This is a genomic window from Pseudacidovorax intermedius, from assembly GCF_001476815.1.
Lineage (GTDB): Bacteria > Pseudomonadota > Gammaproteobacteria > Burkholderiales > Burkholderiaceae_C > Xenophilus > Xenophilus intermedius_A.
Map to the genome: position 1 here is coordinate 1 of NZ_LDSL01000069.1, position 14,940 is coordinate 14,940.

A 14,940-nucleotide genomic window follows, 5' to 3' on the forward strand; every position below is an offset into this window, starting at 1 on the left:
GCCGCGCTGCACGCCGGCCAGCCGCTGCCCGCGCCACGCACCCCGGCGTTGGCCGACGCCTGGGCGCTGTACCACGCGGGCGACTTCGCAGGCGCCGCGCAGGCGGGCCTGCACATCGGCGGAACCGACGGCGCCGCGCTCGCCGACCAGGCGACCGCCATCTACGCGAACTACGTGGCCCCGGACGACGAACAGCGCCTGGGCCTGCTGCGCCAGGTGGGCGAGCGCGCCTGGGCCCGCCACCAGGCCGACCCGCAGGACGTGCAGTCCCTCTACTGGCATGCCTATGCGCTCGGCCGCCATGCCCAGGCAGTGAGCGTGGCCCGCGCCCTGGCACAGGGCCTGGGCGGCCGGCTCAAGGAGGCGCTGGAGCGCATCATCGAACTGCAGCCGCGCCATGCCGATGCCCACTTCGCGCTCGGCGCCTTCCATGCCGAGGTGATCGACAAGGTAGGCGAGCTGGTGGCCCGCATGACCTACGACGTGCGGCCCGAACGCGCCATCGAGCTGTTCGAGCAGGGGCTGGCGCTGCACCCGGCCTCGGCCACCGGCCGCGTCGAATACGCCCGGGCCCTCGTCGCGCTGCAGGGCGAGGCCGGCCTGGCGCAGGCGCAGCCGCTGTACGAATCGGCCGCGGCCATCGAGCCGGTGGATGCCCGGCAGTTCCTCGACCGCGAGGTGGCGCTGGCCTGCATGGCCGATTGATCAGGGCAGAAGCAGGGCGGAAGCAGGTCGGCCAAAAAGCGCACAATCGTGCTTTTTTCCAGCCCTGCCTCACGCCATGTCCGACCTGCAAGCCCGTTTCGAAGCCGCCGAAGCCCAGTCCAAGCTGCTGCCCGCGCGCCCCGACAACCCGACCCTGCTGAAGATCTACGGCCTCTACAAACAGGCCACCCTGGGCGACAACACCGAGAAGAAGCCCAGCTTCAGCGACTTCGTCGCCCGCGCCAAGTGGGACGCCTGGACGGCGCACAAGGGCGTGTCGGCCGACGAGGCCAAGCAGAAGTACATCGACCTGATCGAATCGCTGCGCGCGGGCTGAGGCCGGCGCCTGGCACCCGCGAAAGCCGCTGAAGCCCAGCGGCTTTTTTCATGGCCGTAGGCTCAGCGAATGGCGGTCGAGCCCGCGGCTGCCGCATCGAGCGCCGCCACGCGCGCCTCGTGCGTCGGCAGCCCGCCGATGCGCGCCACCTCGGCATGGAAGCGCGCCCAGTCTCCGCCGCAGCGGGCGAACAGGCGCTCGAACTGCGGCACCAGCTGGTCATAGGCGGCCTGGGCGCCGAAGGTGGCATTGTTGGCCCGCGCCACCCAGGCGTCGTAGGCGCCCTGGCGGCCGTCCGCCGGCCAGCCGGCGCGCAGCTGCGCATATCGCGCGCGGAAGTCGCGAATGGCGGCCTGCTTCATCGCCTCCACCTGCGGCCAGTCGCCGGCCTTGGCCGCCGGCGAGGCATAGACCGCCGCCAGGGCCTCGCGGGTGGCGAGCATCAGCGCCTGCATGTCCCGGCGGCGCTGGTCGAAACGGACATAGGCCTCACGCGCCGGCGCATCGGCCTCGTCGCGCAGCCACTGGGCGCCGCCCAGGCGCTCGACGGCCGTGGCGTAGGACTCGTTGAACACCGTGTCGCCAGACACATAGAAGCGCTGGTGCGCCAGTTCGTGGAAGACGATGCGCGCCAGTTCGCCGTCCGGGTAGCCGATGAAGGTGGACAGCAGCGGATCGCCGCCCAGCCAGTCGAGCCAGCCCAGCGTCGAGTAGGCGGGCACCGGGTAGACGGCCGCCTCCAGCCCTTCTGCGCGCTGGCGCGCGGCCTCCGTCTGGGCCGTGGCCTCGTCGTAGTAGCCGCGGTAGCCCACGCAGCCGGCGACCGGGTAGCACCAGGACTTGAGCGTCAGCGAATAGGGCGGTGCCGCCACCACGTTCCAGACCGCCGCAGTACGGTGAAGGTCGGCATAGGCGGTGTAGCTGCGGTTGTCGGGCAGCGCCAGCCGGTCGCTGGCGTAGCGGCGGATGTGCTGCGCCAGGATGAGCTTGCGGCGCAGGCCTTCCGACAGCGTGGCGTCCTGCAGCACCTCGGGCACGGGCCGGGCCGCGCGCAGGATGGCCAGGTGGCCACCGACGGACTGGGCGTAGTAGCCGAGCGGGGTGCAGCCGGCCAGCAGCAGCATCGCGGCCGCAGCACCGACGGCCAGCGCCAGGCGCCTGCGCGTCACGCCGCCACCGCCTCCACCTGCACCAGGCAGTCGTAGAAGGTCGGCCCGCGGCCCAGGTCCGTGAGACGCTGGCTGGTCAGTTCGTTGACGTTGGTGCCGTCCACGCCCAGCTTGCGCCACCAGATGCCCAGGCCGTTGACCACGCCGGGCCGCGCGCGGCGCGAGACCTCGGCGCGGCAGCGGTGCTCGCCGCGGGCGTTGAACACGCGCACCATGGCACCGTCGGCGATGCCGCGCGCGGCGGCGTCGTCGGCATGGATCTCCACCAGCGGCTCGCCTTCCATGGACCGCAGGCTGGTCACGTTGACGAAGGTGGAGTTGAGGAAATTGCGCGCCGGCGGCGAGATCATGGCCAGCGGATAGTCGGCCGAGCTGCCTGCGGGCTCGTGGTTGGGCAGGTGGTCCGGCAGCCCGTCCAGGCCCTGCGCCGCAAGGCGGGCGCTGAAGAACTCGCACTTGCCCGAGGGCGTGGGAAAGCCGCCCTCGGCGAACGGCGCCTCGGGCAGCGGCAGGGTGGCGAAACCGTCGCGCTCCAGCGCGGCCCAGTCGATGGCCTCGGGGCGGAAGGCCTGGCGGCAGAGCGCCTCGTCGTCGTCGGCGAAGCAGGGTTCGTCCCAGCCCATGCGGCGCGCCAGCTCGCGGAACACCCAGGCATTGCTGCGCGCCTGGCCGCGCGGCGCGACGGCCGGCCGGTTGAGCATGACGTCGGTGTGGCCGTAGCTGAAATGGATGTCCCAGTGCTCCAGCTGCGTGGTGGCGGGCAGCAGGTAGTCGGCGTAGTCGGCGGTGTCGGTCTGGAACTGCTCCAGCACCACGGTGAACAGGTCCTCGCGCGCGAAGCCCGCGGCCACCTTGGCCGACTCGGGCGCCACCGCCACCGGGTTGCTGTTGTAGACCACCACCGCCTTCACCGCCGGGCCGCCGGCCAGGGCCGTGGCGTCGCCGGTCAGCACGTCGCCGATGCGGCTCATGTTGAGCGTGCGGGGCTGGCGGCCGGCCAGCAGGTCGGGCCGGTGCAGCGTGGCGCGGTCCACCGGAAACTGGCCGGAGGCGCTGAGCAGCAGCCCGCCCGCACGATGCCGCCAGGCGCCCACCAGCGCCGGCAGGCAGGCCACGGCGCGCGCCGCATTGCCGCCGCCGCGCACGCGCTGCATGCCGTAGTTGAGGCGGATGGCGGCCGGCCTGGTGGTGCCGTAGTCGCGCGCCAGGGCCTCGATCTGCGCCACGGGCACGCCGCACACGGCGGCGGCGCGTTCGGGCGGCCATTGCAGGGCGCGCTCGCGAAGTTGATCCCAGCCCACCGTGTGGCGGGCGATGTAGTCGTGGTCCAGCCAGTCGTGCACGATCAGCTCGTGCATCAGCGCCAGGGCCAGGGCGCCGTCGGTGCCGGGCAGCAGGGCGATGTGGTCGTCGCACTTGTCGGCCGTCTCGCTGCGCCGCGGATCGATGCACACCAGCCGCGCGCCGGCCCGCTTTGCGGCCTGCGCATGGCGCCAGAAATGCAGGTTGCTGGCGATGGCGTTGCTGCCCCAGATCAGGATCAGCTTCGATTCGGCGAAATGCTCGATGCGCATGCCCACCTTGCCGCCCAGCGTGTAGCCCAGCGCTTCGCCACCGGCCGTGGAGCAGATGGTGCGGTCCAGCAGCGAGGCGCCCAGCTTGTGGAAGAAGCGCCGGTCCATCGATTCGCCCTGCACCAGGCCCATGGTGCCGGCGTAGCTGTAGGGCAGGATGGCCTGCGGTTGGTCGGCGGCGATGGCCGTCAGGCGGGCAGCGATGTCGTCGAGCGCCTCGTCCCAGCTCACCGGCTCGAAGCGGCCCTCGCCCTTGCGGCCGACGCGGCGCAGCGGCTGGGTGAGCCGCTCGGGGTGGGCATTGCGCTCCAGGTAGCGCGACACCTTGGTGCAGAGCACGCCGCCCGTGTGGCGGTGCGCGGCATTGCCCTGCAGCTTGATGGCCACGCCGCCCTGCACGGTGGTGACCAGGCCGCAGGTGTCGGGGCAGTCGTGCGGACAGGCGCCGAGGACGGTGTGCGTATCGGGGGTGGTCGTGGGGGCAGTCATGGTCGTCGCGGGCGCGTCAGCGCATGGGCACGTGGAAGGGGAAGTCTAGGACGGCGCGCCTTGAAACGGCTGCAGCACCAAAGATCGAATGGCCGCGGAGCAGGCCACGCCAGTGCACCCGCGGAACCGGCTTTGCCGGGCCGGGGGGTGCGCCCCCCTCCAAGCCGAAGGCGCAAGAGAGGGGGGAGCCGCGAAGCGGCATGGGGGTGTTTCACGTCACCGCCAGCGTGATGGCATGGATCGCGAGGCCGACCAGCCCGCCCACCACCGTGCCGTTGATCCGGATGAACTGCAGGTCGCGGCCCACGTGCTGCTCCAGCTCGGCCACGAGTTCGTCGGTGTCCCAGGCGGCGACGCGCTCCTCGATGTAGCGGCGGATGTCCTCGCGCCAGCGGTCGATGGCGGCGGGCGCCGCCTGGGCCAGCTGTTCGTTGAGCCAGGCGCGCATGGCGGCGTCCGACGCCAGCCGCTCGCCGACCGAGGCCGCCAGGCCGGCGATGCGCTGGCCGATGGCGGAATCGGGCCGCGCCAGATCGGCCTGCAGCCAGTCGCGCAGTTGCCGCCACAGGCCATCCAGGTAGTCGCGCAGGCCGTCGTGGGCCAGCAGCTCGTCGCGCAGCCGCTCGCCGCGGGCGATGAAGGCCGGGTCCTGCTGCAGGCGCTGCACGAAGCCCTGCATGTAGGCGTCGAAGCGCTGGCGCAGCGGATGGGCCGGGTCGGCCGCCGTCTCGCCCAGCGCCCGCGCGATGCTGGCCACCAGCTTGCGCGTGGCCAGCCGCGCGGCCACCTGGTCCAGGCCGACGTAGCGCAGGGCCTTGACCTCCTGGGCGATGGCATCCGTCAGCTGGTCCTGCAGCGCCTCGTCCTCCAGCCATTGCGCGGCATGGCCGAGCACGGCGTCGAGCATGGCCTGGTGGCGCCCTTCCGCCGTCAGCGTCTCCAGCACCTGGCCGGCCGTGCGCGAAAAGTCCAGCTGCCGCAGGCCGGCCGCCGCCGCGCGGCCGAGGAAGTCGCGCAGCCGCTGGTCGTCGACCGCCGCCAGCACCTGGCCGGCCGCGGCCACCCCCAGGCGGCCCAAGCGTTCGGCCTGCGCCGGGCCCGACAGCCAGGCCGCCAGACGCCCGGCCGCGTCGAAGGCCCGCAGCTTGGCCAGCACCTGCGCCGTGCCCAGGAAGTTGTCGCAGAAGAAACGCGCCAGGTTGGCGCCCAGCCGCGCCTTGCTGCGCGGCAGGATGGCCGTGTGCGGAATCGGCAGGCCCAGCGGATGGCGGAACAGCGCGACCACCGCGAACCAGTCGGCGATGGCGCCCACCATCGCCGCTTCGGCGAACGCGCCGACCCAGCCCCAGACGGCATGACCGCCACGGCTCTCCTGCCAGGTGGCGAGTGCATACAGCACCGCGGCGCCGGCCAGCAGGGCCAGCGCCACCCGCTTCATCGGGCCCGGACCGGTCGTCCCCGCCATCGACGTGGCCGTCAGCCGATCTCGGCGCTGTCGGCCAAGCCCTGCATGAAGGCCTCGCAGCGCGCCAGTTGCGCCAGCGTCACGTACTCGTCGGGCTGGTGGGCCTGCTGGATGCTGCCGGGGCCGCAGACCACGGTGGGAATGCCGGCGTTCTTGAACAGGCCCGCCTCGGTGCCGAAGGCGACCAGCGTGGTGCCGGCCTCGCCCGCCAGGCGCTGCGCCAGCCGGGTGACCGGGTCGTCGCGGCTGCCGAGGAAGGACGGGATCTCGCAGATGGTCTCGAAGCGGAAGCCCGTGTCGGCCGCCACGCGCTGCATGCGGGGCTCCAGGCTGCGGGCATAGTCGACCACCTGCTGCTGCATGGCGCGCGCATCGGCCGTGGGCAGGTCGCGGAATTCGTAGCGGAACTCGGCATCGCGCGGCACCACGTTGTCGGCGATGCCGCCGTGGAACTGGCCCACGCTGGCGGTCGAGAAGGGCACGTCGAAGCCGTCGTAGCGCGGCTCCTCGCGCTCGAAGGCCTCGGCCATGTCGCGCACCTTGCCCACCACCCGCGCCGCCATCTCGATGGCGTTGACCGAATGCGGCGTGAGGGAGGAATGCGCCTCCTTGCCGCGCACGCAGCAGCGGTAGCGCCACACGCCCTTGTGGGCGATGGCCGGCACCATGGACGTCGGCTCGCCCACGATGCAGGCCAGCGGCTTCACGCCGGCGTCGCGCATGTCGGCGATCAGCTCGCGCACGCCGAAGCAGCCGATCTCTTCCTCGTAGCTGAAGGCGAAGTGCACGGCGAAGGGCGCATTGCCGGCCAGGATGCGCTCGGCATTGGCCAGGGCGATGGCGATGAAGCTCTTCATGTCGGCCGAGCCGCGGCCGAAGAGGGCCGGACCCTCGGGACCGTCCTGCACGGTGGCCGAGAGCGGATCGACCGTCCAGGCCTGGCCCTCCCACGGCACGGTGTCGGTGTGGCCGGAGACGATCACGCCGGCCGGCTTGCCCTCGCCCAGCGTGGCGAAGAGGTTGGCCTTGGTGCGCTCGGCGTTCCAGGTCAGCCGGCTCTGCACGCCCAGGCCGGCCAGATGCTCGCGGGCGAACTCGATCAGTTCGAGGTTGCTGCGGTCGCTGATGGTGTTCATGCGCACCAGCGCCTGGGCGAAGGCCAGCGCGCGGTCGGAAAGCGGGTGGGGGCTCATGGGCCCGGATTGTGGCCGGCGACGCCCGACCCTGGCGCGACCTCCGGCAAGCAGCCCGTCGGCGGATCCGACGGCCGGCGCCGCGCCGAGCCGGGCATGCGTGCCGGCTTGCCCCTGCCGCGGGCATTCGTATTGCTTGCGCCCCTATTCCGGCCGTGTCAGCCTGTGCCGGCCTGCCCCCACTAGACTGCCTCCCATGAAGCTCATCGACTCGATCGTCACCCAGGCGGCCGGGATCGCCGCCATCCGCCGCGACCTGCATGCCCATCCCGAACTGGCCTACGAGGAAGTGCGCACCGCCGACGTCGTCGCGGCCCGCCTGACCGAATGGGGCATCCCCATCCACCGCGGCCTGGGCACCACCGGCGTGGTCGGCATCGTCAGGAACGGCAGCAGCGACCGCGCCGTCGGTCTGCGCGCCGACATGGACGCCCTGCCCATCAACGAACTGAACACCTTCGACCACGCCAGCAAGCATGCCAACAAGATGCACGCCTGCGGCCACGACGGCCACACCGCCATGCTGCTGGCCGCGGCCCAGCACCTGGCCAAGAACCGCAACTTCGACGGCACGGTCTACCTAATCTTCCAGCCGGCCGAGGAAGGCGGCGGCGGCGCCGACCGCATGATCAAGGAGGGCCTGTTCGAGCAGTTCCCCATGGACGCCGTGTTCGGCATGCACAACTGGCCCGGCATGGCCGCCGGCCAGTTCGCCGTCAGCCCCGGGCCGGTCATGGCCTCGGGCAACAAGTTCTACATCACCGTGCGCGGCAAGGGCGGCCATGCGGCCCTGCCCCACACCACCGTCGACCCGGTGCCCATCGCCTGCGAAATGGTGCAGGCCTTCCAGACCATCCTCACGCGCAAGATGAAGCCGCTGGACTCGGCCGTCATCTCGGTCACCACGGTGCATGCGGGCGACACCAACAACGTCATCCCCAACCACTGCGAGATGACCGGCACCGTGCGCACCTTCTCGGTCGAGGTGCTGGACATGATCGAGGCCCGCATGCGCAAGATCGCCGAGCACATCTGCGCCGCGCACGATGCCGAGTGCGACTTCGAGTTCGTGCGCTACTACCCGCCCACCATCAACACCGCGGCCGAAGCCGACTTCGCCCGCCGCGTGATGGCCGGCGTGGTGGGCGAGGCCAACGTGCTGCGCCAGGAGCCGGCCATGACCTCCGAGGACTTCGCCTTCATGCTGCAGGCCAAACCCGGCGCCTATGCCTTCATCGGCAACGGCGACGGCAGCCACCGGCCGCACCTGCATGGCGAAGGCCCCTGCGTGCTGCACAACGCCAGCTACGACTTCAACGACGAGCTGATCCCGCTGGGCGCCAGCGTGTGGGTGAAGCTGGCCGAGGAATTCCTGGCCCAGCCCGCGGCGGCGCAGACGTGATGGACGCCGCGCAGGCCTTCTCGCCCAGCTACGCGCTGGCGCGGCAAAAATTCCTGGCGGCCTGCGTGGCGGCCGGCATCCCGGTCGAAAGCCATCCCCTGCCCCTGCCAGGCGCCGATGGCGAGGCGCTGGCCATGGACGTGGCGCGCGACGGCCCGGCCGATGCCGAACGCGTGCTCATCCTCACCAGCGCCTGCCATGGTGTGGAAGGCCACTGCGGCAGCGGCGTGCAGGTGGCGGCCCTGCACGACGCCGAATGGCGGGCAGCCGCGCGGGGCGCCGGCGTGGCCGTGGTCTACATCCATGCGCTCAACCCGCACGGCTTCTCCCACGGCCGGCGGGTCACGCAGGAGAACGTGGACCTGAACCGCAACTTCCAGGACTTCTCGGCGCCGCTGCCGGCCAACAAGGCCTATGCCAGGCTGCATGCGCTGCTGCTGCCGCCGAACTGGCCGCCGGCGCCGGCGGACGAGGCGGCGCTCGCGCAGTGGATCGACAAGCACGGCATGGACGAATTCCAGGCCGCCGTCACCCAGGGCCAGTACGCCTTTGCCGACGGCATGTTCTTCGGCGGCCAGGCGCCCACCTGGAGCCAGCGCACCCTGCGGCCCGTGCTGCGCCAGCATGCCGGCCGGGCCCGGCGCCTGGCCTGGATCGACATCCACACCGGCCTCGGCCCGAATGGCCTGGGCGAGCGCATCTTTGCCGGCAACGACGACGCGGCGGCCTATGCGCGCGCCAGCGCATGGTGGGGCGGCGATGGCGCCACGCCGGTCACGTCGATCTACGACGGCAGTTCGGCATCGCCGCTGCTCACCGGGCTCATGTGGAATTCCGCCTACGACGAATGCCCGCAGGCCGAGGTCACCGGCATCGCCATCGAATACGGCACCGAGCCGCTGATGGAAGTGCTCGCCGCCATGCGCGGCGACCACTGGCTGCACCTGCATCCCGAAGCCGCGCCAGAACTGGCCGAGGCGATTCGCCAGCGCATGCGCGCCGCCTTCTACACCGACACCGATGCGTGGAAGCGGCGCATCGTCGAGCAGGCGCGCGAGGCGCTGTTCCAGGCGGCGCAGGGGTTGCGCGGCTGAGCCTCCGACGGCCCTCGCCGGCACGCCCACCGCGCGTCGCGCAGCACGGCGCCCGCGAGGCGCTGTTGTCGCTCAGCCCGCGATGCGCGCCGCCCGGTCGCGGGCGATGACCAGCAGGCCGTCCATGATGAGCGACTCCACCAGTTCGAACTCGACCGACATTGAAGGCGCCATCTTCCAGCCCGCGCCGCCGGTCATGTAGCAGGCCGGCTCGGCGCCGCAGTGGCGGCGCACGTGCTGCACCATGCGCTCGACCGCGCCGGCGATGGCATAGGTGCCGCCGCTGGTGAGCGCGTCGCTGGTGTTGGTGGGAAATTCGCGCACCTCGCCGGTGGGCACGTGCAGACCGGCAGTGCCTGACTCCAGTGCGCGCAGCATGATGCCGTGGCCCGGCAGGATCAGGCCGCCGAGAAAACGGCCTTCGGCATCGATGGCCTCCACCGTCACCGCCGTGCCCACCATCACGACCACCATCGGCCGTGGCGCCGCGCCGCCGGCCTGCGCCAGCATGCGGTGGCGCGCCCCGATCATGGCCACCCACCGGTCCGCGCCCAGGCGCGTGGGATGGTCGTAGCCATTGACCATGCCGGACTCGGCCGGGCTGGAAACCACCCAGCGCGGCTCGAAGTCGAAGCATTCCTCGACCTGCTCTTCCGCGCGCCGCCGCACGGCGTCGCCGGCCACCACGCAGCCGATCATGGCCTGCGGCTTCAGCGGCAGCGTGGCCCAGGGCCCGTCGGCCAGGGTGTCGATGTGGTCCAGGAACACCGCGCCGCCGGCCAGCACGTCGGCGCCCGGTTCGCCGTGCGCATAGAGCGCCCACTTGAGGCGGGTGTTGCCGATGTCGAGCGCAAGAAGGGAAGCCATGGGGCGGGATTATTGCCCCCGCGCCGCGGCGGCCCGCGGGATGGCGCAGTCCCGCGCGCGACTGCGCGGAAATGCCTTTCCTACTAGGGAAAGCCGCGATAGGCGCCGGGCCGGCCCTCCCTACCATTCAGGGCCGTTTTTCGGTTCACCTCTCGTTCATCCCGTTTCGTTCGGAGCTGTCTTCATGAAGAAAACCATCGCTTTGGCTGCCCTGGCTGCCGTCTCCCTCGGCGCCCAGGCCGCCGACTTCCCCGATGGCAAGACCATCACCTTCGTGGTGCCCTTCGCGGCCGGCGGCCCCACCGACAAGGTGGCCCGCGACCTGGCCGAAGCCATGCAGAAGGCCCTGGGCGCCACCATCGTGGTGGACAACACCGCCGGTGCCGGCAGCACCATCGGCAATGCCAAGGTGGCCCGCGCCAAGAACGACGGCCTGACCCTGCTGGTCACCCACGTCGGCATGGCCACCACCCCGGTGCTCTACCGCAAGCTCAGCTACAACTACGACACCGACTTCGAGTACCTGGGCATGATCAACGACGTGCCGATGACGCTGATCGGCAAGCCGCAGCTCGAGGCCAACAACTTCAAGGAGCTGCAGGCCTGGATCGCCAGCAACAAGGGCAAGGTCAACCTGGGCAACGCCGGCATCGGCTCGGCCTCGCACCTGTGCGGCCTGCTGTTCCAGAGCGCGCTGAAGGCCGAGATGACCACCGTGCCGTACAAGGGCACGGCGCCGGCCATCGCCGACCTGATGGGCGGCCAGATCGACCTGCTGTGCGACCAGACCACCAACACCACCGGCCAGATCGAGGCCAAGAAGGTGAAGGCCTACGGCGTGACCACGCTCAAGCGCGTGAACACCCCGGCGCTCAAGGACATCCCGACCCTGGACGAGCAGGGCCTGAAGAACTTCCAGGTCACCATCTGGCACGGCCTGTACGCGCCCAAGGGCACGCCCGCCCCGGTGCTGAAGAAGCTCAACGACGCCCTCAAGACCGCGCTGAAGGACCCGGACTTCATCCGCCGCGAGGAAGCCCTGGGCGCCGTGGTGGTGAGCGACAAGCGCAGCGACCCGGCCGAGCACAAGAAGTTCGTGCAGGCCGAAGTCAACCGCTTCGGCCCCGTGATCAAGGAGGCCGGCGTGTACGCCGACTGATCGCGCACGCCGCCAACAGGAAGGCCCGCCAGCGATGGCGGGCCTTTTTCGTCATGGCGCATCGACGCTCGGCGACTCGGCGCCGATGACCCACGCAGTCCAGTCCAGCCCACCGAGTTTCCCCAGGGGCTCCTTCCCGCGCTTGCCCCATCGCCGGTAGCACACGCCCCGCAAAGATCGAAAGGCCGCGGAGCAGGCCAAGCCAGAACATCCGCGGAACCGGCTCCGCCGGGCCGCAGGATGTGCCCCCTCCTCCGGAGGGGTGGGGGAGCGCGAAGCGCGCAGCCTGGGGGAGGCTTGTCACTTCGGTCGAATCGCGTCCGCAGTGCCCTGGATAAAAGCCTTGATCGCCTCCACGTCTTCCATGCTCAGCTTGCCCGTGAAGTCCGGCATGCCGCGCGACATGGCCGGCCCCTTGAAGACGAACTTGTCCAGGTTCTCGATGTAGGGCGCACCGAGGTAGCCCAGGTTGGGAATGTTGCCGCCACGGTCCACGCCCGGCACGCCGTGGCAGAAGACGCAGTTGCTCACGTAGAGCCCCGTGCCGGCCTGCACCTTGGCGGGGTCGTACTTCACGCCCTGCAGCAGCTTGTCCATGCGGTACTGCACGAACTCCGGCATCTTCTCGGTGCCGCCGACCGCGAAGGTGTAGACGGTGCCGGGTCCCTGCCGCTCGGTAGCACGCTGGGCCAGTCCGTACACGCCACCCCAGCCCACGGCCACCGACACGTACTGCTTGCCGTCGACCATGTAGGTGGACGGGGCCGCCACCACGCCGGTGCCGGTGGGCGTCTCCCACAGCTTCTTGCCATTTCGGGCGTCGTAGGCCACCAGGCGCCCGTCGGCCGTGCCCTGGAACACCAGGTTGCCGGCCGTGGTCAGCGTGCCGCCGTTCCAGGGCGAGACATGTTCCACGCCCCAGGCCTCCTTCTGCCTGACCGGGTCCCACGCCACGAGCCGGCCCATCGGCTTGCTCTTGGGCGGCTCGGCATTGACGAACTTGGCGGTGTTCCAGCCCAGGTCCGAATGCGGGCGCAGCGGCGCGTTCTCGTTGAATTTCCAGTCCTTGTCGTCCAGAAGGTTCAGCGGCACGTGCTGCGCCGGCAGGTAGACCAGCCCCGTCTTGGGATTGAAGGACATCGGGTGCCAGTTGTGCGCACCGAAAGGACCGGGAATGGCATCGTTGGGCTTGCTGCCGTCGCGGGCCGAGGCCACCTCGATCGGCCGGCCCTTCTTGTCGTAGCCCGTGGCCCAGTTCACCTCGACGAAATTCCTGGCCGAGATGAACTGGCCATTGGTGCGGTCGATGACGAAGAAGAAGCCGTTCTTGGGCGCGTGCAGGATCACCTTGCGCGGCTTGCCGTCCAGCTGGATGTCGGCCAGGATCATCGGCTGCGTGGAGGTGTAGTCCCAGTTGTCGCCGGGCGTCTCCTGGTAGTGCCACTTGTACTTGCCGGTGTCCGGGTCCAGCGCCACGATGGACGCCAGGTACAGGTTGTCGCCGCCGGCCGGGCTGCGCTTGGCATGCGACCAGGGCGAGCCGTTGCCGGTGCCGATGTACATGGTGTTGAGCTCGGGGTCGAAGGCCATGGTGTCCCACACCGTGCCGCCGCCGCCGCTTTCCCACCACTTGCCGGCCGGGTCCCAGGTCTTGGCGGCGCGGGCCTGGGCCTCGTCCTCGAAGGGCTTGGACGGGTCGCCCGGCACGGTGAACCAGCGCCACTTCTGGTCGCCCGTTTCGGCGTCGTAGGCCGTGATGTAGCCGCGCACGCCGTATTCGGCGCCGCCGTTGCCGATGATGACCTTGCCCTTGAACACCCGCGGCGCGCCGGTGATGGTGTAGCTGCGGGCATGGTCGATGAGCGTGTCCTTCTCCCACAGCTTGTTGCCCGTGGCGGCGTCCAGCGCGATCAGCCGGCCGTCGAAGGCGCCCACGTAGACCTTGCCCTTCCACAACGCCACGCCGCGGTTGACCACGTCGCAGCAGCCGCGAAAGCCCTTGGCCCGGTCGACCTGCGGGTCGAAGCTCCACAGCCGCTGGCCGGTGCGCACGTCGATGGCATGCACCACGCTCCACGAGGCCGTCACGTACATCACGCCGTCGACCACCAGCGGCGTGGCCTCGACGCCGCGCGTCGACTCGAGGTTGTACGACCAGACCAGCCCCAGCTGGCCCACGTTGCCGGTGTTGAGCTGGTCGAGGCGGCTGTAGCGCGTCTCGGCATAGTCCAGGCCCACGCTCGGCCACTCGGGCGTGGCGCGGGCATTGGCGCGGATGAAGGCGCCGTCGACCTTGGCCGCCGGCCTGGCGGCGGGCGGGGCAGAGGGTGCCGCGGGCGGGGTCTGGGCGCTGGCCCAGCCGGCCCAGGCCACGAGCGCCGCGAGTGCGGCCGACGCGAAAAGCCTCATCGTGTGTCTCCTTGTCGGTTCTTGGTTGAAGCAGAGCGCATCGAGGATGCCGCCGTCGGGGGGCTGGCTTCATCCTCGGGATTTCCCGGGTGCTGGGCTGTTCCATTGCGGAACACAGTCGGCCGCAAACCCTGGAGGAGACGCCCTTGCCGACCCGCCCCGCCACCGGCCAGCCGCCGCGCCAGCTCTTCGCCACGACGCCGGAGCAACGCACCGCGCAGGCGCGGCTGCGCTTCTTCGACGAGGGCGACCGGCCCTCGGGACTGGTGGGCGAAGACGTGCTGCAGTCCTGGATGCGCTGCCGCCGCCGGCACGAGGACCCGCGCCGCGCCATCGCCTTCGACCCCGTCACGCCCAGCCGGCTGCACGGCGCGCTGGCCCGCAACCGGGCCCTGCTCGAGGCGGCGGGGCCCGAACTGGCGTCGATGGAAGGCGCGCTGGCGGGCACCGACTGCCGCGTGATCCTCACCGACCGCGAGGGCGTGCTGCTGCACGTCACCCACCATCCCATGGCGCCACAGCAGCCGGTGCTCAGCAGCACCGCGCGGCTGGGCGTGAACCTGGCCGAATCGGTGGTGGGCACCACCGCGCCCGGCATCGTGCTGAGCACCGGCCAGGCCTGCACGGTGGACGGCGGCGAGCACTACTTCGACAGCCTGCGCCAGGTGCACTGCGCTGCCGCGCCGATCCGCGGCGTGGACGGCCGTCTGGCCGGCGTGCTGGACCTGTCGGTGGAAGCGCGCCGCTTCGGCTTCGATGCCGGCGCCATGGTGGGCCTGTATGCGACGGTGATCGAGAACCGGCTGCTGGCGCGCCAGTCCGCCGGCCACGTGGTGCTGCGCTTCCAGGCCAGCCCCGCGCTGCTGGACACGCCGCTGGAGGCCATGGCCGGCGTGGCCCCCGACGGCCGCGTAGCCTGGCTCAATGCCGCCGCCGCGCGGCTGCTGGGGCCCTTGCCGGCGGAGCCGCTGGCGCGCGCCGCGGTGCGCTTCTTCGGCCGCGACCTGAACGGCCTGCTGCGCCTGGCCGGCGGCCACGGCGCGCAGGCGCTGCGGCTGGGCAGCGGCCTGGGCGTGT

The 14,940-nt window shown here is 71.2% G+C and carries 12 protein-coding genes; 6 read left to right on the forward strand and 6 right to left on the reverse strand.

The window, feature by feature from the left end; genetic code table 11:
* Together NS331_RS26670 and NS331_RS11895 are read left to right on the forward strand one after the other, a co-directional pair.
* Positions 1–705, forward strand: a 705-nt coding sequence (locus NS331_RS26670) for a tetratricopeptide repeat protein (RefSeq protein ID WP_058642206.1), incomplete at its 5' end; no start/stop codon positions are given.
* A 76-nt stretch (positions 706–781) separates the two neighbouring features.
* Positions 782–1,042, forward strand: a complete 261-nt coding sequence (locus NS331_RS11895; protein WP_058642207.1) for an acyl-CoA-binding protein — start codon at positions 782–784, stop codon at positions 1,040–1,042.
* Positions 1,043–1,104: 62 nt separating this feature from the next.
* On the opposite strand, the gene NS331_RS11900 is transcribed toward NS331_RS11895, so the two are convergent.
* The 4 genes from NS331_RS11900 to argE all read right to left on the reverse strand — a co-directional run bounded on the left by NS331_RS11900 (position 1,105) and on the right by argE (position 6,932).
* Positions 1,105–2,166 (reverse strand): aminopeptidase, encoded by a 1,062-nt coding sequence (locus tag NS331_RS11900; protein ID WP_058642217.1) that lies wholly within the window; start codon positions 2,164–2,166, stop codon positions 1,105–1,107.
* Between the two features lie 41 nt (positions 2,167–2,207).
* Entirely contained in the window at positions 2,208–4,274 is a 2,067-nt protein-coding gene (locus tag NS331_RS11905) for a molybdopterin-containing oxidoreductase family protein (RefSeq protein ID WP_058642208.1), read from the reverse strand.
* 211 nt (positions 4,275–4,485) lie between these two features.
* Complete coding sequence (locus NS331_RS11910) at positions 4,486–5,739, reverse strand: DUF445 domain-containing protein (protein WP_242873727.1); 1,254 nt, start codon at positions 5,737–5,739, stop codon at positions 4,486–4,488.
* An 11-nt stretch (positions 5,740–5,750) separates the two neighbouring features.
* Positions 5,751–6,932: an acetylornithine deacetylase gene (gene argE, locus NS331_RS11915; RefSeq protein WP_058642210.1), complete on the reverse strand. Its 1,182-nt coding sequence runs from the start codon at positions 6,930–6,932 to the stop codon at positions 5,751–5,753.
* A 196-nt stretch (positions 6,933–7,128) separates the two neighbouring features.
* On the opposite strand from argE, the gene NS331_RS11920 reads away from it, so the two are divergent.
* Positions 7,129–8,334, forward strand: coding sequence for a M20 aminoacylase family protein (locus NS331_RS11920; RefSeq protein ID WP_058642211.1), 1,206 nt, complete (start codon positions 7,129–7,131; stop codon positions 8,332–8,334).
* Positions 8,334–9,428 (forward strand): M14 family metallopeptidase, encoded by a 1,095-nt coding sequence (locus NS331_RS11925; protein WP_440589382.1) that lies wholly within the window; start codon positions 8,334–8,336, stop codon positions 9,426–9,428. Before NS331_RS11920 ends, NS331_RS11925 begins: the two co-directional genes overlap by 1 nt.
* A 72-nt stretch (positions 9,429–9,500) precedes the next feature.
* Here the strand turns inward: NS331_RS11925 and NS331_RS11930 are convergent, their stop codons facing one another.
* Positions 9,501–10,295: a type III pantothenate kinase gene (locus NS331_RS11930; protein ID WP_058642213.1), complete on the reverse strand. Its 795-nt coding sequence runs from the start codon at positions 10,293–10,295 to the stop codon at positions 9,501–9,503.
* A 184-nt stretch (positions 10,296–10,479) separates the two neighbouring features.
* Here NS331_RS11930 and NS331_RS11935 point away from each other — a divergent pair, with 184 nt between their 5' ends.
* On the forward strand, positions 10,480–11,454 hold the full coding sequence (locus NS331_RS11935) for a tripartite tricarboxylate transporter substrate-binding protein (RefSeq protein WP_058642214.1): 975 nt from the start codon (positions 10,480–10,482) through the stop codon (positions 11,452–11,454).
* Between the two features lie 300 nt (positions 11,455–11,754).
* On the opposite strand, the gene NS331_RS11940 is transcribed toward NS331_RS11935, so the two are convergent.
* Positions 11,755–13,863 (reverse strand): PQQ-dependent dehydrogenase, methanol/ethanol family, encoded by a 2,109-nt coding sequence (locus NS331_RS11940; RefSeq protein WP_058642215.1) that lies wholly within the window; start codon positions 13,861–13,863, stop codon positions 11,755–11,757.
* Positions 13,864–14,009: 146 nt separating this feature from the next.
* On the opposite strand from NS331_RS11940, the gene NS331_RS11945 reads away from it, so the two are divergent.
* The coding region (locus tag NS331_RS11945) for a GAF domain-containing protein (protein ID WP_058642216.1) at positions 14,010–14,940 on the forward strand (931 nt) is incomplete at its 3' end.

Excerpts from the sequence above, each read along its gene's own strand:
- NS331_RS11895 (WP_058642207.1), top strand. The coding sequence starts at position 782 with ATGTCCGACCTGCAAGCCCGTTTCGAAGCCGCCGAAGCCCAGTCCAAG.
- NS331_RS11900 (WP_058642217.1), bottom strand. The coding sequence starts at position 2,166 with ATGCTGCTGCTGGCCGGCTGCACCCCGCTCGGCTACTACGCCCAGTCC.
- NS331_RS11905 (WP_058642208.1), bottom strand. The coding sequence starts at position 4,274 with ATGACTGCCCCCACGACCACCCCCGATACGCACACCGTCCTCGGCGCC.
- NS331_RS11910 (WP_242873727.1), bottom strand. The coding sequence starts at position 5,739 with ATGGCGGGGACGACCGGTCCGGGCCCGATGAAGCGGGTGGCGCTGGCC.
- argE (WP_058642210.1), bottom strand. The coding sequence starts at position 6,932 with ATGAGCCCCCACCCGCTTTCCGACCGCGCGCTGGCCTTCGCCCAGGCG.
- NS331_RS11920 (WP_058642211.1), top strand. The coding sequence starts at position 7,129 with ATGAAGCTCATCGACTCGATCGTCACCCAGGCGGCCGGGATCGCCGCC.
- NS331_RS11925 (WP_440589382.1), top strand. The coding sequence starts at position 8,334 with ATGGACGCCGCGCAGGCCTTCTCGCCCAGCTACGCGCTGGCGCGGCAA.
- NS331_RS11930 (WP_058642213.1), bottom strand. The coding sequence starts at position 10,295 with ATGGCTTCCCTTCTTGCGCTCGACATCGGCAACACCCGCCTCAAGTGG.
- NS331_RS11935 (WP_058642214.1), top strand. The coding sequence starts at position 10,480 with ATGAAGAAAACCATCGCTTTGGCTGCCCTGGCTGCCGTCTCCCTCGGC.
- NS331_RS11940 (WP_058642215.1), bottom strand. The coding sequence starts at position 13,863 with ATGAGGCTTTTCGCGTCGGCCGCACTCGCGGCGCTCGTGGCCTGGGCC.